General features: G+C 70.2%; 24 protein-coding genes. 12 read left to right on the plus strand and 12 right to left on the minus strand.

What is annotated here, in order from left to right:
• Window positions 1-516 carry a hypothetical protein gene (locus AB0H56_RS01680; RefSeq protein ID WP_357156112.1) on the plus strand — a complete coding sequence of 172 codons (516 nt, stop codon included), beginning with the start codon at window positions 1-3 and terminating at the stop codon, window positions 514-516.
• Here the strand turns inward: AB0H56_RS01680 and AB0H56_RS01685 are convergent.
• The 3 genes from AB0H56_RS01685 to AB0H56_RS01695 all read right to left on the minus strand — a co-directional run bounded on the left by AB0H56_RS01685 (window position 467) and on the right by AB0H56_RS01695 (window position 1,695).
• Window positions 467-1,120 carry a hypothetical protein gene (locus AB0H56_RS01685; protein ID WP_233000933.1) on the minus strand — a complete coding sequence of 218 codons (654 nt, stop codon included), beginning with the start codon at window positions 1,118-1,120 and terminating at the stop codon, window positions 467-469. The genes AB0H56_RS01680 and AB0H56_RS01685 overlap by 50 nt on opposite strands.
• A gap of 64 nt (window positions 1,121-1,184) precedes the next feature.
• Window positions 1,185-1,370, minus strand: coding sequence for a hypothetical protein (locus tag AB0H56_RS01690; protein ID WP_233000932.1), 186 nt, complete (start codon window positions 1,368-1,370; stop codon window positions 1,185-1,187).
• A gap of 115 nt (window positions 1,371-1,485) precedes the next feature.
• Complete coding sequence (locus tag AB0H56_RS01695; RefSeq protein ID WP_019049435.1) at window positions 1,486-1,695, minus strand: BldC family transcriptional regulator; 210 nt, start codon at window positions 1,693-1,695, stop codon at window positions 1,486-1,488.
• A 164-nt stretch (window positions 1,696-1,859) separates the two neighbouring features.
• On the opposite strand from AB0H56_RS01695, the gene AB0H56_RS01700 reads away from it, so the two are divergent.
• The 6 genes from AB0H56_RS01700 to AB0H56_RS01725 all read left to right on the plus strand — a co-directional run bounded on the left by AB0H56_RS01700 (window position 1,860) and on the right by AB0H56_RS01725 (window position 5,157).
• Window positions 1,860-2,177 (plus strand): DUF4229 domain-containing protein, encoded by a 318-nt coding sequence (locus AB0H56_RS01700; RefSeq protein ID WP_110039213.1) that lies wholly within the window; start codon window positions 1,860-1,862, stop codon window positions 2,175-2,177.
• Complete coding sequence (locus AB0H56_RS01705) at window positions 2,174-3,259, plus strand: PLP-dependent cysteine synthase family protein (protein WP_357156114.1); 1,086 nt, start codon at window positions 2,174-2,176, stop codon at window positions 3,257-3,259. The genes AB0H56_RS01700 and AB0H56_RS01705 overlap by 4 nt, the downstream gene beginning before the upstream one ends.
• A 54-nt stretch (window positions 3,260-3,313) precedes the next feature.
• Window positions 3,314-3,856 carry a dihydrofolate reductase family protein gene (locus AB0H56_RS01710; protein WP_357156115.1) on the plus strand — a complete coding sequence of 181 codons (543 nt, stop codon included), beginning with the start codon at window positions 3,314-3,316 and terminating at the stop codon, window positions 3,854-3,856.
• Window positions 3,857-3,907: 51 nt separating this feature from the next.
• Entirely contained in the window at window positions 3,908-4,129 is a 222-nt protein-coding gene (locus tag AB0H56_RS01715; RefSeq protein WP_110039216.1) for a helix-turn-helix domain-containing protein, read from the plus strand.
• The gene (locus AB0H56_RS01720; RefSeq protein WP_357156117.1) at window positions 4,129-4,707 is read left to right on the plus strand and encodes a Clp protease N-terminal domain-containing protein; all 579 of its coding nucleotides are present in this window, start codon (window positions 4,129-4,131) and stop codon (window positions 4,705-4,707) included. The genes AB0H56_RS01715 and AB0H56_RS01720 overlap by 1 nt, the downstream gene beginning before the upstream one ends.
• Window positions 4,708-4,770: 63 nt before the next feature.
• A complete protein-coding gene (locus tag AB0H56_RS01725) occupies window positions 4,771-5,157 on the plus strand; it encodes a phage holin family protein (protein ID WP_233000928.1) in 387 nt (128 codons plus the stop codon).
• On the opposite strand, the gene AB0H56_RS01730 is transcribed toward AB0H56_RS01725, so the two are convergent.
• Together AB0H56_RS01730 and AB0H56_RS01735 are read right to left on the minus strand one after the other, a co-directional pair.
• Window positions 5,154-6,023 carry a 1,4-dihydroxy-2-naphthoate polyprenyltransferase gene (locus AB0H56_RS01730; protein ID WP_357156118.1) on the minus strand — a complete coding sequence of 290 codons (870 nt, stop codon included), beginning with the start codon at window positions 6,021-6,023 and terminating at the stop codon, window positions 5,154-5,156. The two genes, AB0H56_RS01725 and AB0H56_RS01730, sit on opposite strands and share 4 nt — an antisense overlap.
• A 22-nt stretch (window positions 6,024-6,045) precedes the next feature.
• Window positions 6,046-6,510: an SRPBCC family protein gene (locus AB0H56_RS01735; RefSeq protein WP_357156119.1), complete on the minus strand. Its 465-nt coding sequence runs from the start codon at window positions 6,508-6,510 to the stop codon at window positions 6,046-6,048.
• Window positions 6,511-6,591: 81 nt separating this feature from the next.
• Between AB0H56_RS01735 and AB0H56_RS01740 the strand changes: the two genes are divergently transcribed.
• On the plus strand, window positions 6,592-10,629 hold the full coding sequence (locus tag AB0H56_RS01740; protein ID WP_357156121.1) for a BTAD domain-containing putative transcriptional regulator: 4,038 nt from the start codon (window positions 6,592-6,594) through the stop codon (window positions 10,627-10,629).
• A 45-nt stretch (window positions 10,630-10,674) separates the two neighbouring features.
• On the opposite strand, the gene AB0H56_RS01745 is transcribed toward AB0H56_RS01740, so the two are convergent.
• The 5 genes from AB0H56_RS01745 to AB0H56_RS01765 all read right to left on the minus strand — a co-directional run bounded on the left by AB0H56_RS01745 (window position 10,675) and on the right by AB0H56_RS01765 (window position 15,338).
• Window positions 10,675-11,499, minus strand: coding sequence for an ABC transporter permease (locus AB0H56_RS01745; RefSeq protein ID WP_357156122.1), 825 nt, complete (start codon window positions 11,497-11,499; stop codon window positions 10,675-10,677).
• Window positions 11,496-12,479, minus strand: a complete 984-nt coding sequence (locus tag AB0H56_RS01750; RefSeq protein WP_357156123.1) for an ATP-binding cassette domain-containing protein — start codon at window positions 12,477-12,479, stop codon at window positions 11,496-11,498. Before AB0H56_RS01750 ends, AB0H56_RS01745 begins: the two co-directional genes overlap by 4 nt.
• Before the next feature lie 75 nt (window positions 12,480-12,554).
• Complete coding sequence (menE, locus tag AB0H56_RS01755) at window positions 12,555-13,688, minus strand: o-succinylbenzoate--CoA ligase (protein ID WP_357157802.1); 1,134 nt, start codon at window positions 13,686-13,688, stop codon at window positions 12,555-12,557.
• Between the two features lie 355 nt (window positions 13,689-14,043).
• Window positions 14,044-14,436, minus strand: a complete 393-nt coding sequence (locus AB0H56_RS01760; RefSeq protein ID WP_357156125.1) for a VOC family protein — start codon at window positions 14,434-14,436, stop codon at window positions 14,044-14,046.
• Between the two features lie 8 nt (window positions 14,437-14,444).
• Window positions 14,445-15,338 (minus strand): 1,4-dihydroxy-2-naphthoyl-CoA synthase, encoded by an 894-nt coding sequence (locus AB0H56_RS01765; RefSeq protein ID WP_357156126.1) that lies wholly within the window; start codon window positions 15,336-15,338, stop codon window positions 14,445-14,447.
• A 140-nt stretch (window positions 15,339-15,478) separates the two neighbouring features.
• Here AB0H56_RS01765 and AB0H56_RS01770 point away from each other — a divergent pair, with 140 nt between their 5' ends.
• The 3 genes from AB0H56_RS01770 (at window position 15,479) to menD (ending at window position 18,474) form a co-directional block, all read left to right on the plus strand.
• Window positions 15,479-15,925, plus strand: coding sequence for a hypothetical protein (locus tag AB0H56_RS01770; RefSeq protein ID WP_357156127.1), 447 nt, complete (start codon window positions 15,479-15,481; stop codon window positions 15,923-15,925).
• A 388-nt stretch (window positions 15,926-16,313) separates the two neighbouring features.
• The gene (locus tag AB0H56_RS01775) at window positions 16,314-16,592 is read left to right on the plus strand and encodes a hypothetical protein (RefSeq protein ID WP_357156129.1); all 279 of its coding nucleotides are present in this window, start codon (window positions 16,314-16,316) and stop codon (window positions 16,590-16,592) included.
• Between the two features lie 250 nt (window positions 16,593-16,842).
• A complete protein-coding gene (gene menD, locus AB0H56_RS01780) occupies window positions 16,843-18,474 on the plus strand; it encodes a 2-succinyl-5-enolpyruvyl-6-hydroxy-3-cyclohexene-1-carboxylic-acid synthase (protein ID WP_357156130.1) in 1,632 nt (543 codons plus the stop codon).
• A gap of 3 nt (window positions 18,475-18,477) precedes the next feature.
• Here the strand turns inward: menD and AB0H56_RS01785 are convergent, their stop codons facing one another.
• Entirely contained in the window at window positions 18,478-18,699 is a 222-nt protein-coding gene (locus AB0H56_RS01785) for a hypothetical protein (RefSeq protein WP_357156131.1), read from the minus strand.
• Between the two features lie 146 nt (window positions 18,700-18,845).
• Between AB0H56_RS01785 and AB0H56_RS01790 the strand changes: the two genes are divergently transcribed.
• Window positions 18,846-19,442, plus strand: coding sequence for a TIGR03086 family metal-binding protein (locus AB0H56_RS01790; protein WP_357156133.1), 597 nt, complete (start codon window positions 18,846-18,848; stop codon window positions 19,440-19,442).
• A 46-nt stretch (window positions 19,443-19,488) separates the two neighbouring features.
• Here AB0H56_RS01790 and AB0H56_RS01795 read toward each other — a convergent pair whose 3' ends face one another.
• The gene (locus AB0H56_RS01795) at window positions 19,489-20,100 is read right to left on the minus strand and encodes a TetR-like C-terminal domain-containing protein (RefSeq protein WP_357156134.1); all 612 of its coding nucleotides are present in this window, start codon (window positions 20,098-20,100) and stop codon (window positions 19,489-19,491) included.
• Window positions 20,101-20,158 lie beyond the last annotated feature (58 nt).

Consider the following 20,158-nt stretch of genomic DNA (forward strand, 5'->3'; position numbering starts at 1 on the left):
GTGGAGCAGCTCACCGGGCGGACGGTCGTGGATCTGCGGTGGTCGGTTTCGACCACCGACGAGCGCCGGTTCGTGGTGCCGGCGGCCGCCATCCCGGCCCTGCGGGCCTGGCGGTCCGATTTCCCTGTGATGCCGTGGGAGCAGGTTGCCGGTGCCTGCCGCCGGATGTCGGACCGGTACCCCGAATTCCAGCACATGACCGACATCGTCGACAGCGTGCTGCGTTCGGGCTGTGATCACCTGCTCGTCGGGTCGCTGTCCATGCACGATGTGCTGGTCGCGGCCCGGCCGGTGGCGCGCGGTCCGATCGAAGAGGTCGTGGTGCGCGCGCCGTCGTCGTTGGTACCGGTCGCCGAGGGGACCGTGGTGATCGACTGTCTGTCGGACGTTCGTCCCGACCGTCTCGTGGCTCCGGTTCGCGAGGCCGTTCCGCTGTTCTGGCGGTGTGTGGACCGGATCTTCTCGATCAGCAGTAGTAGCAGATCTTGTTGGCCGGGAGTTCCACGTGGCAGTTGAGGCAGACGGGCTTGCGGACCGGTTCCGGCTTGGGGACGGTGACGCGGGGGGAGGAGGCGGAGGTGCGCTTGGGCTTGGTGGCGGCTTCCGCGGCTTCGGCGGTGGCCAGGGCCTGGGTGGTCTGCTGGCGCAGGGCCGCGACCTTGGGGGTGAGGGTGGGCAGGCCGCCGTCGGCGGGCAGATCGGTGGCGTAGTGCTGGTAGCACTGCCAGCGGGCGGCGGCGGCGTGCATCTCGAGGTCGTCGGGGATGGGGAGGCCGGCGAGTTCGAGGATGTAGCGGTAGCCGGTGCCGACGGTCTGGTTCTTGCGCACGCACAGCGCGCTCAGCGGCGGCTCGTTGTTCTTGTGACAGTGCTCGGCGACCCGGTCGAGCACGACGGGCAGCCAGTGCTGCCACTTGACCTGCGTGCGGATCCCGGATTCCTCCTGGACCAGCTCGGCCAACTCGGTGTTGACGATGAAGTTGTTGAATCGGGTGGCGGTGTCGGCGAGCACCTCGTGTGCCGCGCGAGTCCACGCCGACCTGGCCTCGGTGAACGTCACGGCGCTGCCGTCGGCCGCGCGCCAAGTGGTCGGAATGGAACCCTGCTGCACATCGATCACCGGAATACGTTATCTATTCACGTTTTTCACGGTGCACCGGGGGGTATGTGCCAGAGCTCACGCCTCAGTGGTCGCCGGAGTCGTCCCGGTGCTGCTTGCCGAGGCGCCAGAGGAATTCCGGGTCGTCGTCGGGACCGAGGATGGGTCTGCGGCCGGGGCCGGAATACGGGCGGGGCTTCTCGGGGCCGAACGCCTTCCAGCACAGCACCGCTACGGCCACGATCGCGATGAGTGCCAACAGGTACGTCACGTCGCTCACCTCCTGCTATCGAGGGTAGCCGTGTCCGCGCCGTGTGCACATGAGCAACGGAAGGGAAATTTCCGGCGAACGCGAGCCCATGCGGACTCGCGTCGGCCGGAGGGAGTCAGCGGGGCGCTGCCTCGGTGGTGAGCGATTTGAGCAACTGCAGAACCTCGGACTCACGGAATCGGCGATGTCCGCCCGGCGTGCGCAGCGAACCGAGCCTGCCCGCATGGGCCCACCGAGTGACGGTCTTCGGGTCTACATGGAACATTGCGGCCACTTGGCCTGGTGTCAGCAGAGTGTCCTGGCCGCCGACGGTGATCGCAGTCATAGCTAACCTCTCCCGTTCTCGACAGTTCCCTCATCAGATGGCGTCATCGTCGCACTGCGACCCCCACCTAGTCGAACCACCTACTGTTGGTAAAGGGGAAGTAATAGACAAAAGCCGCGAACAGGGCCTCATCAGTCCAGCTGTGCTGGGGTTAGGCTGTTCTGGTGAGTGAAGCAACTGGTCAGCAAGGTTCTGGCGCGGGGAAGCGGCTGGTCCGCAATCTGGCCCTCTACACGCTGGCCCGGCTCGGGCTCGTCGTGCTGATCGCCGCTGCCATCATGGGTGTGGCGTACCTCATCGGGGTCGAGGTGCCGATCATCGTAGCGGCGTTGTTCGCGTTGCTGGTCGCGATGCCGCTGTCGCTGACTCTGTTCAAGAAGCTGCGCACGCGCGTGAACGAGGACATCGCGATCGTCGACGCGCGCCGCCGTCAGGACAAGGCGCAGCTGCGGGCCCGGCTGCGGGGTGACGACGAGGCGTGAAGTACCTCGACCGCAGCGCGCCGCGGGACTGGGTCGACAACGCCGTGCGGCTGATCGACGCCGACTCCCAACGCTCCGCCGACACCCATCTGCTGCGCTACCCCCTGCCCGCCGACTGGCCGGTGCAGCTGTACCTGAAGGACGAGTCCACCCACATCACCGGCAGCCTCAAGCACCGGCTGGCGCGGTCGCTGTTCCTGTACGCGATCTGCAACGGCTGGGTCACCGAGGGCACGACCGTGGTGGAGGCCTCGTCGGGGTCGACGGCGGTGAGCGAGGCGTACTTCGCCAAGCTGCTCGGCCTGGATTTCGTCGCGGTGATGCCGGCGAGCACCTCGCCGCAGAAGGTCGCCCTGATCGAAGCGCAGGGTGGCCGTTGCCATTTCGTCGAGCGCGCGCCGGAGATGTACACCGAGGCCAAGCGCCTGGCCGCCGAGACCGGCGGGCACTTCATGGACCAGTTCACCCACGCCGAGCGGGCCACCGACTGGCGCGGCAACAACAACATCGCCGAGTCGATCTTCCAGCAGCTGGCGCTGGAGACCCATCCCGTGCCGGAGTGGATCGTGGTCGGCGCGGGCACGGGCGGCACGAGCGCCACGATCGGCCGCTACATCCGCTACCGCAGGCACGCGACCAGGCTGGCCGTCGTCGACCCCGAGCACTCGGCGTTCTTCGGCGGTTTCGAGACCGGTGACGCAGGCTACGAGACGGGCATGCCGTCGCGGATCGAGGGCATCGGCAGGCCCCGGGTCGAGCCGTCGTTCGTCGGCCAGGTGGTCGACCGGATGATCGTGGTGCCGGACGCGGCGTCGGTCGCGACCGCGCGCCACGCCAGCGCCGTCCTCGGCAGGCGCGTCGGCGGGTCGACCGGCACGAATCTGTGGGGCGCGTTCCACCTGGTGTCGGAGCTGCTGCGGGACGGGCGCAGCGGCAGCATCGTCACCCTGCTGTGTGACGGTGGGGATCGCTACGCGGGCACCTATTTCGACGACGCCTGGGTCGAGAGCCAGCAGCTGGATCTCACCGGCCCCACCGCCGTTCTCGCCGAGTTCGCCGCGTCTGGTCGCTGGAAGGGCTGATCTCGCTGCGGAAACCTGACAGTCGGTGTCAGGTTCGGTTGTCAGGATCGTTGCATGACGACTACCTACTACACCGCCACCAGCCTCGACGGTTACATCGCCGATCCTGACAATTCGCTGGACTGGCTGATGGCCGTCCCCGAGGCCGACGGCGCCACCGGCGATGTCGACGAATTCCTGCGCGATGTCGGTGCGATCTGCATGGGGGCGACGACCTACGAGTGGATGGTGGCGAACCACCCGCCGGAGGTCTGGCACGAGCACTACGGCGACCGCCCGGCGTGGGTGTTCACACATCGCAAGCTGCCCGAGATCCCCGGTGCGAACCTGCGTTTCGTGGCGGGCGCGGTCGAGCCGGTGCACCAGCAGATGAGCGCGGCCGCGGGGGATCGCGGTGTGTGGATCGTCGGCGGCGGCGAGCTCGCCGGGCAGTTCGCCGATGCCGGCCTGCTCGACGAGGTGATTCTCGGCGTGGCGCCGGTCGCTCTCGGCGGTGGCGCGCCCGTGTTCCCGCGCCGGATTCTCGCGGACCGCCTGCGGCTGGTGGACGTGGTCCGGTTCGGTCAGTTCGCCAAGCTGGTGTACCACCTGAGCTGAGGTCGTCAATTTTTGTTGACACACATCGGATCGTCAATCAAAATTGACGCCATGACCGATGCAACCACTCTCGCCTCGGCGGCGGGCAATCCCGATCCGGCGGTCGGCCTGCGGGCCGTCCTCGCGCTGCGCAGGCTGGCCGACCGGCTCGAAGCCATCCAGGTCGCCAATGCCAGGGCCAACGGTTGGTCCTGGCAGGCGATCGCGGAGGCGCTCGAGGTGAGCAAGCAGGCGGTCCATCAGAAACACAACCGGAAAGGTGGGACCCGCTGATGTTCGAGAGGTTCGGGCAGCACGCCCGCACGGCCGTGGCGATGGCGCAGGAGGAGGCAAGGGAACTCGGCGCCAAGCGGATCGGGCCGGAGCATCTGCTGATCAGTCTCGTCGGCAACGCCGACCCCGGGCTGGCCGCCGTGCTCGACGCGCGCGGCATCACCGCCGCACAGGTGCGCGCCGGCGTCGCCGAACGCGCGCAGGCCGATCCGCTCGGTATCGACGATGCCGAAGCCCTGCGCTCGATCGGCATCGATCTCGCCGCCGTCCAGGCCAGTGTCGCCGAGAACTTCGGCCCCGACGCCTGGGACAACGCCGAACCCGAGCCGAAGCGCGGCATCCTCGGCCGGTTGCTCGGCGGCAACTGGGGGCACATCCCGTTCACCACCGCCGCCAAGAAGTCACTCGAACTGGCGCTACGGGAGGCCGTGCACCGCAAGGACCGCGAGATCGTCTCGGCGCATTTGGTGCTCGGTGTGCTGCGCGCCGACGAGACCACCACCGAACTGCTCGGCGGCCGTGACGCGGTGACGGCCCTGCGCGCCGACATCACCGGAATGCTCGACCGCGCGGCGTGAATTCTTGCCGCCGGTGTGTGTCACACCCGGTGTGATGTCCGATTTCCGGCCTAGCATGGCTGTATGCAGCTAGCCATTCGATTGGTCATCAACGCCATTGCCATCTGGGCAGCGGTCGCGTGGATCGACAAGATCGACATCCTGACCCCGGCGGACTCGGGAAACTGGGGCAAGGCCCTGGTGATCCTGATCGTCGCGGCGGTGTTCACCGCGGTGAACGCCGTCATCAAGCCGATCGTGAAGCTCCTGTCCCTTCCGTTCGTGATCCTCACGCTCGGCCTGTTCCTGCTGATCGTGAACGCGGGCATGCTCTGGCTGACCGCGAAGATCACCGAACTGTCCGACTACGGCCTTCGCGTCGACGGATTCTGGGCGGCCCTGTGGGGTGGCGTGATCATCTCGCTGGTCAACTGGGTCCTCGGCATCATCGTCCCGGACGGCGACGACTAGCCGAAACCGACGGCCAGCGCGCTGAGCACCGACCACGCCAGCATCGCCAGGCCGCAATCACGCAGGGCGGGAATCAGTTCCAGCCCGCCCTTGCCCGTGCGCACGGGGGCGTTGGCCCGGATCGCGAGCGGTAGCGCGAGCAATCCGGCCAGCGCCAACGGCGTGCGCGCGATCAGCGCGAGACTGATCACGAACGGCACCGCGAGCAGCACCAGGTGCAGGGTGCGGGTGCGCGCGTCGCCGAGTTTCACCGCGAGCGTGACCTTCCCGGCCTCGGTGTCGGTCGGGATGTCGCGCAGATTGTTGGCGACCAGCACTGCGCTGGAGAACGATCCGACGGCGATCGCCAGCAGCAGCCCGACCCAGTCGACGCGCAGCGCCTGCACGTACTGGGTGCCGAGCACGGCGATGAGCCCGAAGAACACGAAGACCGCGATCTCACCGAAACCGCTGTAGCCGTAGGGCTTGCTGCCGCCGGTGTAGAACCAGGCGCCCGCCAGGCACAGGGCGCCGATCAGGACCAGCCACCAGGCGGTTGTCACGGCGAGCACCAGTCCGGCGACGGCGCCGACCGCCAGGCTGAGCACGGCGGCGGTGCGGACGGCGGTGGGGGAGGCCAGCTTCGACCCGACCAGGCGCAGCGGGCCGACGCGCACGTCGTCGGTCCCGCGGATGCCGTCGGAGTAGTCGTTGGCGTAGTTCACCCCGACGATCAGCGCCAGCGAAACCAGCAGCGCCAGCGCCGCTTTCCACCAGACGGCGCCGTCGATGGACGCGGCCGCGCCGGTGCCGGCGATGACCGGCGCGATCGCGTTGGGCAGCGTCCGCGGCCGGGCGCCCTCGATCCATTCCGCAGCTGTAGCCATGGATCGAAGCCTAGCCCCGGCGTCAGGAACCGGCTGCCTCGGCGATGGTCTTGAGCCGGGCCAGGCCCTTGTCGAAGTCCTTGCCGATCATGTTGTCGATCGGGAACACCTTGCCGAGCACGCCCATCAGGCCCGAGTGGGTGCCGGTCATCCGCCAGGTGACCTCGGTGCCGCTACCGCTCGGGGCGAGGGTGAAGGTGACGAAGTTGGTGGCCTTGAACGGCTTCTCGAAAGCCAACTCGATACCGATCTCACGCTCGGCGTCGGCCTTGATCTCCATCGCGCCGGCGCCTGCCTTGCGGTTGCCGCGCCAGGTGTAGCGGGCGCCGACACCGGATTCCGGCCCGGTGTAGGTGCGCGCGAGTTGCGGGTCGGCGTCCTCCCAGGGCGACCACAGGCGCCACTGGCGGAAGTTGTCGATGAAACCGTGGATGCGTGCGGGTTCGGCGGCAATGATCGTGCGCCGGGTCACTTCGAAGTCGCCCATGCGCGACAGCCTAAGCCGCTGCGGTGACAACTTCGCGGTGACGCGGGTGGTGTCGCGGACTCGCCTACGATGTCATTCGGCATGTCTGCACCTCATTCGGGCCCCGACGGGTCCTCGCCCGCCGGACCGGCGACCGCCTCCCGCGTCGTCGTCGGGCTGCTCGGCGTGATCGCGATCCGGCGCGACGACACACTCGTCGCGTTGCCCGGCGCCCGTGCCAGATCCCTGCTCGCCGCGCTCGCGATCCGCCCCGGCCGCGCCCGTGGCGCCCAGGCCCTCGTCGACGACGTCTGGGGCGAGCAGCCCCCGCGCGCCCCGATGAACGCCCTGCACACCCAGGTCTCCCGGTTGCGCGCGCTGCTGCCGGAGGGTGCGCTGGAGATCGGTCCCGCCGGCTACCGGCTGACGCTGCCGGCCGATGCGGTCGACCTCACCGCCGCCGCCGACCTGGCCCGCCGCGCCGACGAGCACCTGATGGCGGGTGACGCTGCCGCGAGCCTCGCCGCGATCACCGCCGCCCGTGCGCTGTGGCGCGGCGAACCCGGCGCCGACCTGCCCGCTTCGGACCAGGCCGAGGACCTGCGCGCCGCCGCCGAACACGTGCTCGGCGACCTGAACCGCATCGAGGTGGCGACCCGTATCGCCCAGGGGGATCCGGCCGCCGCGATCCCCGTCGCCCGCGCGGCCGCCGCAGCGAACCCCCTCGACGAGGGCGCCCACACCACTCTGGTCCGCGTCCTCGCGCTCGCCGACCGCGCCACCGAGGCGCTCGAGGTCTTCGCGGCCTATCGCCTTCGTCTCATCGAGGAATTCGGCGCCGAGCCGGGCCCCACGCTGCTGGCGCTGAACGCGGCGATCCTGCGCGGTGAGCCCATCGCCCCGTCGGGTTACCGGCGCACGCTCGGCACCCGCGCCGCGAGCACCGCCGCGCCCGGCTCGACGACACTGCGCGGCCCGAGCTCCGACAGTCATCCGGCCGCTGCCCCGACCCGACCACACGGCACCGAGGCACCGATCCCCGGCGAACCCCTCGACCCGGCAGCCCCGGACCCGGCCATGGCTGATCATCCGCGCCAACCGGGCCACGCCCCCGCCGCGGCGCCCGGCTCGACGACTCTCCGCGGCTCGGGGTCCGGCGGGCATCCGGCCGCCGCCTCGACCCCACCGCACGGCACCGAGACACAGAGCCCGGGCGAATCACGCGAGGCGACAGCACGGGAAACGGCCGATGATCCGCACCGGCCCGACCACGCGGCCGCAGCGCCTGGCACCGACGAGACAGGTGCCGGGGTAGTGGATGCCGTCCACCGTGGAGCCCGGGATCGAACCGCGACGCTGCCCGGCGATTCGTCGGTCAGGCATGGCGAGGCCGCGCCGGCGCAGCGGTCAGGCACCGACGCGGTAGTGGGGGATGCCGGTGCCCACGATGGCCGTCGGCAGGAGTCCGGTACCGCGCGGCATCCGGTCGCGACCGACGGGCGCCATCCAGGGGCAGACGAAGGCCGGTTGCCGGATTTCCCAACGTCCGCGCGGCCGTGGCCCGGCTCGGCCGACGAGCCACATCAGCGCGTATCGCCGGATGGTCCGCGTGCACGGTCGGCGAGCGGCGACCCCACCGCGTCCGCCCACCACGCCGGGCCCGCGCTGTCCGCGCTCGGATTGCGCGCCGCGCCCAACGAATTGCTCGGCCGGGCAGACGATCTGGACGCCATCGCCGAGCTGACCCGCCGCTCGCGGGTGACCACCGTGCTCGGCCCCGGCGGCACCGGCAAGACCAGGGTGGCCAACGCGGTCGGTGAACGACTCACGGGGACGGTGCCGGTGGTCCTGGTCGAGCTGGCGTCGGTGCAGCCCGAATCGACGGGGGCGAACGCGCGCGTCGACATCGAGGCGGCGATCGGGCATGTCATCGGCCTCGGCGAGGTGATGCGCGAGCCCGGCGGGCTCCGGCCCGGAATGCAGATCGACGCGCGCAGGCGGCTGCGCGAAGCGCTGGCCGCGCGTCCGACGCTGCTGATCCTGGACAACTGCGAGCACGTGATCGAGGCGGCGGCCGAGGTGGTGGCCGATCTGGTCGGCGCCTGCGCGCAGCTCACCGTGCTCACCACCAGCCGCTCGCCGCTGGCGATCACGGCCGAATCCGTCTATCCGCTGGCGCCGTTGGCGATCGACACCGCCGGTTCGCCCGCGACCGACCTGTTCTCGGCGCGCGCCCGCGCGGTGCGGCCGGACGTGCGGCTCGACCCCGAGATCGTGGCCCGCCTGTGCCGCACCCTGGACGGGCTGCCGCTGGCGATCGAACTGGCCGCGGCACGGGTGCGCACCATGAGCGTGGCCGAGATCGAATCCAGGCTCGACCACCGGTTCGCCCTGCTGCGCAGCGGCGATCGCACCGCGCCGCAGCGGCATCGCACCCTGCACGCGGTGATCGCGTGGAGCTGGAATCTACTCGAACCCGAGCAGCGGATCGTGCTGCGCAGGCTGTCGATGTTCCCGGCCGGGTTCACGCTGTCGGCCGCGGAAGTCGTCGCGGCGGGACCCGATGTCGCCGCGGCCATCGACGGCCTGGTGGGGCAATCGCTGCTGACGGTCCTCGACGACCCGGACGGCGCCGGCATCCGGTACCGCATGCTCGAGACGGTGCGTGAATTCGGCGCCGAGCAGCTCGCCGCCGCCGATGCCGACGGTGGTGCCGAGACGGAGCTGGTGCTGGACCGGATGGCCTGCTGGGCAAGGGAATTCTCCCTGTCCGCGGTCGGTGAACACCGCACTGGCGAGCAGGTGCCGATGGTCCTGGCGGTGACCGCCGAGCTGGACAACCTGGTCGCGATCCTGCGCACCGCCACCGCGCGGGTCGACGCCGAGACGGTCTACACGGTGTTCCCGCTGACCGCGACGATGTGGGTGATGCGGGGTTCGCACCTCGAATTCATCGGCTGGGCCGTCCGTCTGGTGGCGATCACGCCGCCGCGCCCGACCTCGGGAGAGGCCGCCGATCTGCAGATGGTGGCGCACATGCTGACCTGCCTGCACCTGATGTTCCACCCCAGCACCGACGTCCGCCCGGTGGCGGTGGCGCGGCTGCGCGCCCGACGGCTGCTCGCGCACCCCGGACTCGACCTCGGGCTGCGCCTGCTGGGCGAGCTGATCTCCGCGCGGGTCAACGGCTTGCGCATCGGCAGACTCTTCGCCGACGGTGTCAGGTCCCCGGCGCGATCGGCCAGAATCGCGGCCCTGGTCGCCCGCGCCAACTTCTGGGAGAACGCCGGCAATGTCTACGGCTCGACCCGCGACTCGCTGCGTGCGCTGGCGGACCTCGGCACCGACGACGTCTGGGGCATTTCGATGGTGTGCCAGCACCTGGCACAGCTGTGCGGTCAATCCGCGCGCTACCCGGCGGCGGTGAGCTACTACCGCAGGGCATTGGCGGAGATGAATCGCCTGCGGGTCTACGACGAGATCCTGGAGAGCAGGTGCTATCTGGTCGCGGCGCTGGTCGGCAGCGGACAGCGCGAACTCGCCGCGGCGGAGCTCGAATTCGTGATCCGCTCCGACGATTCGGGCCTGCGCCAGCTCGACGATCCCACCATTCGCCGCAACCATCGGCTCTCGGCCGTCGCGACCGCCGTCGCCGAACTGGAGCTCGCCGACGGCGACATCGACGCCGGGCTGCGGCATTACCGGCGCGCGCTGGAGCTGCTCGGCTGGCCGGACTACGAGCTGGTGCCCGGTCCCGGCGCGATGATGGTCTCGGCCGCTGCGGTGAGCGCGCACGTGCTGCACGGCCGGGCGGCACACGCGGCGGACCTGGTGGCCCAGATCGTGGAGACCACCGAGGAGCGACTCTCGCAATATCGGGACCTGCCGCAGATCGGCGCGGTGGCCTGCGCCGTCGGGACCTATCTCCTCGCGACCGAGCCCGGCCGCCCCGAGGGGCTCGAATTGCTCACGCTCGCGGTGGCTTCGGTCGCCAGGCAGGACTATCCGTCGATGGAGCTCGCCCGCCACGTCGAGTTGCACAACGCCGTGCTCGACGCGCCCGGATCGGGGTCGACCACCCGCATGCGCAAGCTCGACGCCAGTACCCGCATCGTCGAGATCGTCTCCGGATTGCGCTGACACGCCGGCGGCAGCCGACCCGTACGGATCGGCTGCCGCGTGTGTTCAGGCCCTGCGCATGTAGGCCCGCACGGTGAGCGGGGCGAACACCGCGATCACCACCAGCGAACCGACCAGCGACCAGACCAGGTCACTGCTGTAGATGTTGACGTTCATCAGGTCCCGGCAGGTGTTGACCATGTAGTACACCGGGTTGGCGTGGTTGATCGCCTGCATCCAGCCGGGCATCGTGCTCACCGGGGCGAACGCGCCGGACATGAAGGTCAGCGGGAACATCACCATCATCGAGATGCCCTGGACCGAGGCCGCGCTCTTGCCGGTGACGCCGACCAGCGCCCACACCCAGCTGATCGCGAACGAGCACACCACAACGACCAGGCAGGCCACGACCACACCGGCGAAGCCGCCGCCGGGGCGGTACCCGAGGCACAGGCCGACGATGATCGTCAGGCTGGAGGCGATGCCGTAGCGCACCATGTCGGCCAGCAGCGCGCCGGCCAGCGCCGAAACCCGGGCGATGGGCAGGGATTTGAAGCGGTCGAACACGCCCTTGTCCATGTCCTCACGTAGTTGGGTGCCGGTGACAACCGAGGTGAGCACCACCGTCTGCACGAGGATGCCGGGGATGAGCACGGGCAGGTAGTCCGCGACGCTGCCCGAAATCGCGCCGCCGAAGATGTAGGTGAACAGCGCGGTGAACAGGATCGGCTGCACCGTCACGTCGAAGAGCTGCTCGGGATTGTGCTTGATCTTGAGCAGGCCACGATAGGCCATGGTGAACGAGGTGGAGATCGTCTCGCGCGGGCCCACCCGATCGCTCACCTGGGCGAGGTCGTCGGTGGGTGCGGGAGCGGTGAGGACTGCGGTCATGCCGCGCTCCGTTCGGTGTCGTCGGAATCGGCCGGATGGCCGGTGATGGTGAGGAAGACCTCGTCGAGGGTCGGCTTGGAGACGGTGATCTCCTCGACGCCGATCTCCCAGTCGCGCAGGCGGATCAGCAGTTCGGCGGTGAGGTTCGGATCGGGCAGCGCCGCGGTGAGCCTGCCCGCCTCCGGGCTGATCTGGGCGGCGACGCCGAGGAAGTCGCCGACGATGCGGCGGGCCTCGTCGAGCTGGTCGCGATCGAGCAGCGTCAGGTGCACCGAGGAGCCGCCGATGGAGGCCTTGAGCTCGTCGGCGGTGCCGTCGGCGATCACCCGGCCGTGGTCGATCACGGCGATCCGGTCGGCCAGCTGGTCGGCCTCGTCGAGGTACTGGGTGGTGAGCAGCACGGTCGCGCCCTCGGTCACCAATCTGCGGATGGTGTCCCACATCTGGGCGCGCGTGCGCGGGTCGAGACCGGTGGTCGGCTCGTCGAGGAACAGCAGGGGCGGGGTCGAGATGAGGCTGGCCGCGAGATCCAGGCGCCTGCGCATGCCGCCGGAGAAGTTCTTCAGCGGCTTGTTCGCCGCCTCGGCGAGATCGAACTCCGCCAGCAGTTCGACGGCCTTGCGGCGCGCGTCGGGCCTGCTCAGGCCGAGCAGGCGGCCGAAGATGATCAGGTTCTCGGTGGCGGTCAGCATCTCGTCGACCGAGGCGTACTGCCCGGTGACACCGATCAGCGAGCGCACCGCGTTGGGCCGCTCGACCACGTCGTTGCCGAAGATCCGCGCGCTGCCGCCGTCGGGACGCAGCAGCGTCGCGAGCATCTTGATGGTCGTCGTCTTGCCCGCGCCGTTCGGTCCGAGCACCCCGTAGACCGAGCCGCGCGGCACCGCCAGGCTCACCCCGTCCACGGCGCGCTGCTTGCCGAACACCTTGACCAGATCGTTCGCCTCGACGGCGAGCGCTGAAGTGGGTGTGTAAGTCATGCGACCTACGGTGCCCGGACCGCCTTGCACGGCCCTTGCGTCACGATGGCGCCGGCCACGCAAGGCCGCGCAAGATCAGTGCCGCGAGTTCGCCAGCAGGTGTTCGCGCAGGGCGACCCGGTCGGGTTTGCCCGGGCCACGCAGCGGAATCTCGCTCAGCACCGCGAGCTCACGCGGTGCGGCGATCGAGTCGAGTTCGGCCACCACGTGGGCGCGGATCTCCTCGAGCGTCGGCTCGGCTCCCGGCACCGGCACGATCGCCACCGCCACCCGCTGACCGAGCCGCTCGTCGGGCAGACCGAGCACGACGCACTCGCTGATCCCGGGATGCGTGGCCAGCACGGCCTCGACGACCTGCGGAATCACCAGCAGCCCGCCGGTCATGATCGCCTCGTCCAGGCGTCCGGTGATCGAGAGCACGCCGTTGTCGTAGGTGCCGGCGTCCTCGGTGCGGAACCAGCCCGGTTCGGCGAAGGCCGGATGATCGGGCAGGTTGCGGTAGCCGCGGGCGATCATCGCCCCGCCGAGCAGCACCCGCCCGTCCTCGATGCGGACCTGGGTGCCGTCCAGGGGCACGCCCTCGTAGACGCAGCCGCCGCAGGTCTCGCTCATGCCGTAGGTGCGCACCACGGTGATGCCCGCGTCGCGCGCGCGTTCGAGCACCGGCTGCGGGGTCGCCGCGCCGCCGACGAGCACGCCGTCGAGTTCGGCCAGCGCCTTCGCCGCGATCGGCGAGTCCAGCGACTTGATCAGCTGGGTCGGCACCAGCGCGGTGTAGCGGCGCGGCCCGCGCATGGCCGCGACAGCACCGGCCAGCGCCTCGGGCAGGAATCCACCCGACACGTCGAGCACGGTCGGCTCGGTGCCCGCGAGAATGCTGCGCAGCAACACCTGGATGCCCGCGATGTGGTGGGTCGGCAGCGCCAGCAGCCAGCTCCCCGGCCCGCCGAGCCGGTCGTGGGTGGCGTTGCCGCTGGCCCGCAGGGCCTCCGCGCCGAGCAGGGCGCCCTTGGGGATGCCGGTGGTGCCCGAGGTCGTCACCACCAGGGCCACGTCGTCGTCGATCGGGTCGCCGGGCTTGAGCGCGTCGGAGAGCCTGCGCGCCTCGCGACGATCCGTGGTCGGGATCGGCAGCCAGGCCGGGCCGTTGCCGTCGAGCGCCTGCCGCAGATGGGGAAGTACCTCCCCGACACCGGAACCGGTCGGCATCTGCAGCGTCCGCAGGGTCTTACTCACGCCACAGCCTCGCTAGCGCTCGGCTGCGACGTGTGCATGGCACGCTGGCACATGATTCGCTCGCTGCGCTCCCTCATGTCCGTCACCTCCGGATACAGCTCGCCGCGCGCCCTCACGGCTTCGATCGTGTCATGCGCGCGACATGACCCGGCCAACGGGTCGGTTTGCCGGGGAACGGCTCGGAAATGCCAGGCATAGCGACTGCGATTCAGTAGACGGACAGTTCTCGCACTGCGGTCCGGACGACGGCGGTCGGGCGCTTGCTCGCAGCTATCGTGCGCGGCCGGACCGGGATCGGCAACTCGGCTCGACCGCCCCGACGGCCCGCTCACTCCGGCGACCAGCGCTGATCCCGCCGTATCGGGTGGTCCTCGGGAACCTGAACCAGCACGATCGGGACACCGTCGGGATCACGCACCCACATCTCCCACAGCCCCCACGGTTCGAGCACCGGCGCGCGCTCGATGGCGATGCCCTTCAGCGCCAACTCCGCGGCCGCGTCGGAGATCTCGCGTACCTGCAGCCAGATGGCGCCGTCGAAGGTGCCCGGCTGCCCGCTGCCGCCGTGCGCGGCGACCTCGATCAGCGACTGCCCGGCGTAGAACACCGTGCCGCCCGGGTACTCCCGCGCGATCGCCAGGCCGAGCCCGTCCCGGTAGAACTCCAGCGTCCGCCCGTAGTCGCTGGGGCGCACGATGATCCGGCTGTTGAGAATCTCCATGGCCGTCCTCAGAAGTACCAGGGATAGGGCGTCCAGTCCGGCTCGCGCTTCTCCAGGAAGGAGTCGCGGCCCTCGACCGCCTCGTCGGTCATGTACGCCATCCGGGTCGCCTCGCCCGCGAACAGCTGCTGACCGACCAGACCGTCGTCGAGCAGGTTGAACGCGTACTTCAGCATCCGCTGGGCCTGCGGCGACTTGCCGTTGATGTCGGCGGTCCACTCCAGCGCGACGTTCTCCAGTTCGTCGTGGTCGACGACCTTGTTCACCGCGCCCATCTGGTGCATCTCCTCGGCCGTGTACGGCCTGCCGAGGAAGAAGATCTCCCGCGCGAACTTCTGCCCGACCATCTTGGCCAGATACGCGCTGCCGTAACCGCCGTCGAAGGAGCCGACGTCGGCGTCGGTCTGCTTGAACCGCGCGTGCTCGCGCGAGGCCAGCGTCAGGTCGCAGACCACGTGCAGGCTGTGCCCGCCGCCCGCGGCCCAGCCGTTGACCAGCGCGATGACGACCTTGGGCATGAACCGGATCAGCCGCTGGACCTCGAGGATGTGCAGCCGGCCCGCGCGCGCCTTGTCGACGGTGTCGGCGGTGTCACCGCTGGCGTACTGGTAGCCGTTGCGACCGCGGATGCGCTGGTCACCGCCGGAGCAGAAGGCCCAGCCGCCGTCCTTGGGGCTCGGCCCGTTGCCGGTGAGCAGCACCGCGCCCACATCCGAGGACATCCGCGCGTGATCGAGCGCGCGGTAGAGCTCGTCGACGGTGTGCGGGCGGAACGCGTTGCGCACCTCGGGCCGGTCGAACGCCACCCGCACCGTGCCCTGCTCGATATGCCGGTGGTAGGTGATGTCGGTCAGGTCCTCGAACCCGGGGACGGGCCGCCACAGCTTCGGATCGAAAGTCACGACCACGATATTGCCCTATGCCTCGCGCGTCCGGTACGAGGTCGTGACCCCGCAGGTCGAGCGGTCGCCGAGTATTTGCAAGACCCGGTGCGTATAGTTGCGCGTGCTCGTTCAACGAACCGATCCGGAGGAACCTGAAAGTGGTTGCAGCACTGTCTGAATCCCTGCTCGACGACACCAAGCGTCCGGCTTTCCTTGCTGACGCCGTCGAGGTTCTCGACGCCGAGGTCTCGGACAAAGGTGGTGCGTCCGGCCTGGCCGTGAAGGGTGGCTACGCGGCGGTCAAGAAGATCAGCCCGACCATCGTGCCCGACGCCCTCGCCTCGCTGGCCCCGAAGCTGCTCGATCAGCTCCAGCCGTACTGGGCCGAGTTCACCACGTCCGGCGCGGGCACCTTCGCCGACCTGCTGACCGCCAAGTCCGACGAGGTCGCCGAGTCGCTGCTGGCCGTCACCGACGCCCGTGCCGAGTCGTCGAGCCGTCCGGCCCTGCAGAAGGTGTACTCGTCCATGCGTGGCTCGGCCAAGAAGCATGTCGTCGAGGCCCTGCCGCGGGTGGCCGACCTGGTGCAGAAGCACGCGGGCTGAGCCCATGGCGGGGTGGCCCCCGCCGCGATCGTCCGAGAGGCCGGTGCGAGTTCCGCACCGGCCTCTCGCGTGTCCGGAGTGACCACACTCACGTCCCCGCTCGCCGGGCGGGCGAGGACACACTCTTTCCCGGTCGGCGGTAAATTCCGGCGGCGCGGATGTGAGGCACGGCACCCCCTTCGTGAACAACAGGAAAAGCGCGGGTTGCCACCCATTCCCCCTGTCCTTTGCGATCTCGCGAACGATTGGCTACCGCCATACCCGATCGGTTACGTTGCCCTCGGGCGGATTCGGGAATTGCAATTCTATTGTTGCGAATTGCGGATTCCGCTCGGTACGGATGCACATGACCGCATTGCGCAGGTCGAAAAGGAAGTCAGGGTTTCTCATGATCTCTCGCAAGACCATCGCCACCGCCGGTGCCACCGCGGCCGCCGCCGCGCTCTTCTTCGGCCCGGCCGCCGTCGCCAACGCCGAGGGCTCTGCCAGCGGCTCCGCTGAGCTCGCCGAACTGTCGAGCGGCTCGGCCGACGTGCTGAGCGGTTCGTCCGCCGGTTCGAGCGTGCTGGAGTCGGGCAGCTCCGCCGTCGACAGCGCCACCTCCGCCGTGCTCAACATCATCGAGTCGGTCACCGGCATCCAGGGGCTCACCGCGCCCGCCGAATGAGCTGCTGACCTGCCCCCTTCGGGGCCGGCTTCGGAATCCGGCGGTGGACTCGTTTCCGCCGCCGGATTTCTGTTCTCTTGAATTTCTTTTGCATTCCCATGAATAACGTCGAAGTGATTTCCAGCTACCCGCCGGAAATCTGTTTCGCGCTGTTCGCGTCCGCGCGGTGTCCCGGCGCCGCCCGCGACGGTGACGGAGACAACCCGGGCCGGGGGCAGACGAGGATGCGCCGGTCTGACAGTCTGGGATTGTGAATCCGTCAACTGCGCAGGCACGAGTGGTCGTCGACGAGCTCGTGCGCGGCGGGGTCAGCGAAGTGGTGCTGTGTCCCGGATCGCGCAACGCCCCACTGGCCTTCGCGCTGCAGGCGGCGGACGCGGCCGGGCGACTGCGGCTGCACATGCGCATCGACGAGCGCACCGCGGGCTTCCTCGCCGTCGGGCTCGCGGTGTCGTCCGGGCGGCCGGTGCCGGTCGTGATGACCTCGGGGACCGCCGTGGCCAACCTCGGGCCCGCCGTGCTGGAAGCCAACTACGCGCGCGTTCCGCTGATCGTCGTCAGCGCGAACCGGCCCTACGAGATGCTGGGCACCGGCGCCAACCAGACCGTGGAGCAGCTCGGCCTGTTCGGTAGCCAGGTGCGCGCCACCATCAGCCTCGGACTCGCGGAGGCCGAGGCGGGGGAGTCGGCGTATCCGCGGCAGAACAGCGTCTGGCGCTCGTCGGTGTGCCGGGTGCTCGCCGCCGCGCGCGGAACCCGCTCCGGCAACGCCGGCCCGGTGCAGTTCGACATCCCGCTGCGCGAACCGCTGGTGCCGGAGCTGTCGGACGATCCGCTGCCCGCGGGCCGGGCCGGTGACCAGCCCTGGACGGCCACCCAGTACGCCACCCTCGACGTGCCGCTCGACATCGACCTGACGCCCGACACCGTGGTGATCTCCGGGCACGGGGCGAGGCTGCTGCCCGAGCTGGCCGCGCTGCCTACCGTCGCGGAACCGACCGCGCCGATGCACGGCCCCGCGCTGCATCCGCTCGCGCTGTCGCTGCTGAAGCCGAAGCAGGCGATCATCACCGGGCGCCCCACGCTGCACCGGCAGGTCTCCCGGGTGCTCGCCGATCCCGAGGTCACCGTGTTCGCGCTCACCACCGGTCCGCGCTGGCCCGACGTGTCCGGCAATGTCGTCGGTACCGGCACGCGCGCGGTGACCACCGGCGCGCCCGACCCGGCCTGGCTCGCCCGCTGCGCCGAGCTGAATCGGCAGGCAGGCTCGGTGGTGCGCGCCGAACTCGCGGCGCACCCGAAGGCGACCGGTCTGCACGTGGCCGCCGTGGTGATGGACGCGCTGCGGGAGGGCGATCAGCTGCTGCTCGGCGCCTCGAATCCGGTGCGCGACGCCGCGCTGGTCTCGCATCCGCGACCCGGCGTGCGGGTGCTCTCCAATCGCGGCGTCGCCGGCATCGACGGCACCGTCTCCGGCGCGGTCGGCGCCGCGCTGGCCCACCCCGGCCGCACCATCGCGCTGATGGGCGACCTCACCTTCCTGCACGACGCGTCCGGCCTGCTGATCGGCCGCGGCGAACCGCGCCCCGACAACCTCACGATCGTCGTCGCGAACGACGACGGCGGCGGCATCTTCGAGCTGCTCGAACAGGGCGATCCGCAGTACGCGGGCGTCTTCGAGCGCGTCTTCGGCACTCCGCACGGCATGGACCTGGCCGCCCTGTGCGCGGCCTACCGCATCCCGCACCAGCAGGTCGACCCGGGCGAGCTGGCCTTCGAGCTCGCCGCCGACGCGCACGGCCTGCGGGTACTCGAGGTCGCCACCGAGCGGTCCAGCCTGCGTGAGCTGCACGCGACGGTGCGGGCCAAGATCGCGGGGTAGGCCCTACTCCTCCTCCGTTTCGACGAACTCGTCGTCGAGCGGGACCGGGATGGCCTGCTCGAGCACGTCGGCGGGGTCGGCTTCACGGTCGGAGGTCAGGTAGTCGGCGGCATCGGAGAAGGCCGGGTCGTCGGGATCGTCGGCAAGGAAGGCCGACTGCTCCTGCTCGATCCGATCGGCCTCGGGGACCTCGTCCAGCGGTCGGGCGGACTCGTAGTCGATCATCGGTGCTCCTCGGTCGTCGCCTCGCGTGGTCACTGATCGTTACGCCTTCCAGATTGCGCCGAACCCGGCTGCTCGGCAACCGGTGAGTTCGGCGCGGGCGCGTCGTCTGTACGAGTACGGCAGCCCGATCTCGCTGAGGAGCGTCCATGGAACCGCAGTTCGACTTCGCCCCCGCCGCCCGCACCCTGACCGGGGTGCTCGACGGCATCGCCGATGACCAGCTCGCCGGGCCGACGCCGTGCGGCGACACGACCGTGGGCGGTCTGCTCGCGCACGTCGTCGGGCTCACCGAGGCGTTCCGGCAGGCCGCGACCAAGGAGTCGGTCGGCCGCTCCGCACAGCCCGCACTCGACGACCCCCTCGACCCCGACTGGCGGGCACTGATCCCGCGACAGCTCGACGCGCTGGCGGCGGCCTGGCGCGCTCCCGCCGCATGGGACGGTGACACCGAGGCCGGCGGCGTCGAGATGCCCGCCGCCGTGATGGCGGTCGTCGCGCTGGACGAGGTCACCATTCACGCCTGGGATCTCGCGGTCGCCACCGGGCAGGACGTCGCCGTCGACCCCCGCTACCTGCCGATCCTGCGCGAATTCCTGCGCGAGACCGACCCCGAGGGCACGCCCGGTCTGTTCGGGCCGGTGGTGCCCGTCCCGTCCGACGCCCCCGAATTCGACCAGCTCCTCGGCCGCACCGGCCGCGACCCGGGCTGGCGGCCCGCGATCGGCGCCGACCGGCGCGGATGAGCCTGACACGCCGGTTTCTCGGCGTCTTGATTCCGGGCCCGCCGGATCAGCGGACGAAGGCGCCGCCGAGGGCCGCCAGGGTGGCGGCCCGGGCCGACTGGTCGGCCGCGGCCTCGTCGATGGGGTCGCCGGAGGCGAGTAATCGGTAGTACAGCGGCGCGGAGACCGCGGACAGCACCGCGCGCGGCTCGGTCCCCGGCGGCGCTTCGCCGCGCGCGACGGCGTCCTCCACGCAGGGCGCCCATTCTGTGAGGCGGGTGTCGTAGAAGCGGTGCAGTGCCGTCGCGGTGACCTCGTCGGTGGTCGCCGCCGCGATCACGGCCCGGAAGAGCCTGCCCTGCCTGGGATCGGCCAGAGTCTTCGCCACCAGGCGCGCGTTGGCGGTGAGGTCGTCGAGCAGGGTGCCGGTCTCGACCCGGGGCAGCGACTGTTCGGCCATGTCGACGAGGAGATCGGCGACCAGGCCCGCCGGATTCCGCCACCGGCGATAGACCGTGGTCTTGCCGACGCCGGCGGCGGCGGCCACCGCGGCCAGATCTAGCTGCGCGAAACCGTGTTCGGCGAGCAGATCGCCCGCCACCTGCAATACCGACTCGCGAACGCGGGCGGTGCGCCCACCTGGGCGAACAGAGCCCGGCCAGGCGATGTCGTGATCCATAACGGAACTCCTGTTTCATTTAGCGCGCATCGGGTGTACTGTCGCTGGCGTTAACGGA

Source organism: Nocardia sp. NPDC050717, assembly GCF_040654275.1.
Taxonomy (GTDB): Bacteria; Actinomycetota; Actinomycetes; order Mycobacteriales; family Mycobacteriaceae; genus Nocardia.

Bases quoted from the DNA above. Each gene is read 5' to 3' on its own strand.
- menE (WP_357157802.1), bottom strand. From the start codon at position 13,688: ATGCCGACCGGTTCCGGTGTCGGGGAGGTACTTCCCCATCTGCGGCAG.
- AB0H56_RS01730 (WP_357156118.1), bottom strand. From the start codon at position 6,023: ATGGCTACAGCTGCGGAATGGATCGAGGGCGCCCGGCCGCGGACGCTG.
- AB0H56_RS01775 (WP_357156129.1), top strand. From the start codon at position 16,314: ATGATCTCTCGCAAGACCATCGCCACCGCCGGTGCCACCGCGGCCGCC.
- AB0H56_RS01745 (WP_357156122.1), bottom strand. From the start codon at position 11,499: ATGACCGCAGTCCTCACCGCTCCCGCACCCACCGACGACCTCGCCCAG.
- AB0H56_RS01795 (WP_357156134.1), bottom strand. From the start codon at position 20,100: ATGGATCACGACATCGCCTGGCCGGGCTCTGTTCGCCCAGGTGGGCGC.
- AB0H56_RS01760 (WP_357156125.1), bottom strand. From the start codon at position 14,436: ATGGAGATTCTCAACAGCCGGATCATCGTGCGCCCCAGCGACTACGGG.
- AB0H56_RS01720 (WP_357156117.1), top strand. From the start codon at position 4,129: ATGTTCGAGAGGTTCGGGCAGCACGCCCGCACGGCCGTGGCGATGGCG.
- AB0H56_RS01740 (WP_357156121.1), top strand. From the start codon at position 6,592: ATGTCTGCACCTCATTCGGGCCCCGACGGGTCCTCGCCCGCCGGACCG.
- AB0H56_RS01695 (WP_019049435.1), bottom strand. From the start codon at position 1,695: ATGACTGCGATCACCGTCGGCGGCCAGGACACTCTGCTGACACCAGGC.
- AB0H56_RS01790 (WP_357156133.1), top strand. From the start codon at position 18,846: ATGGAACCGCAGTTCGACTTCGCCCCCGCCGCCCGCACCCTGACCGGG.
- AB0H56_RS01715 (WP_110039216.1), top strand. From the start codon at position 3,908: ATGACCGATGCAACCACTCTCGCCTCGGCGGCGGGCAATCCCGATCCG.
- AB0H56_RS01735 (WP_357156119.1), bottom strand. From the start codon at position 6,510: ATGGGCGACTTCGAAGTGACCCGGCGCACGATCATTGCCGCCGAACCC.
- AB0H56_RS01725 (WP_233000928.1), top strand. From the start codon at position 4,771: ATGCAGCTAGCCATTCGATTGGTCATCAACGCCATTGCCATCTGGGCA.
- AB0H56_RS01710 (WP_357156115.1), top strand. From the start codon at position 3,314: ATGACGACTACCTACTACACCGCCACCAGCCTCGACGGTTACATCGCC.
- AB0H56_RS01750 (WP_357156123.1), bottom strand. From the start codon at position 12,479: ATGACTTACACACCCACTTCAGCGCTCGCCGTCGAGGCGAACGATCTG.
- AB0H56_RS01785 (WP_357156131.1), bottom strand. From the start codon at position 18,699: ATGATCGACTACGAGTCCGCCCGACCGCTGGACGAGGTCCCCGAGGCC.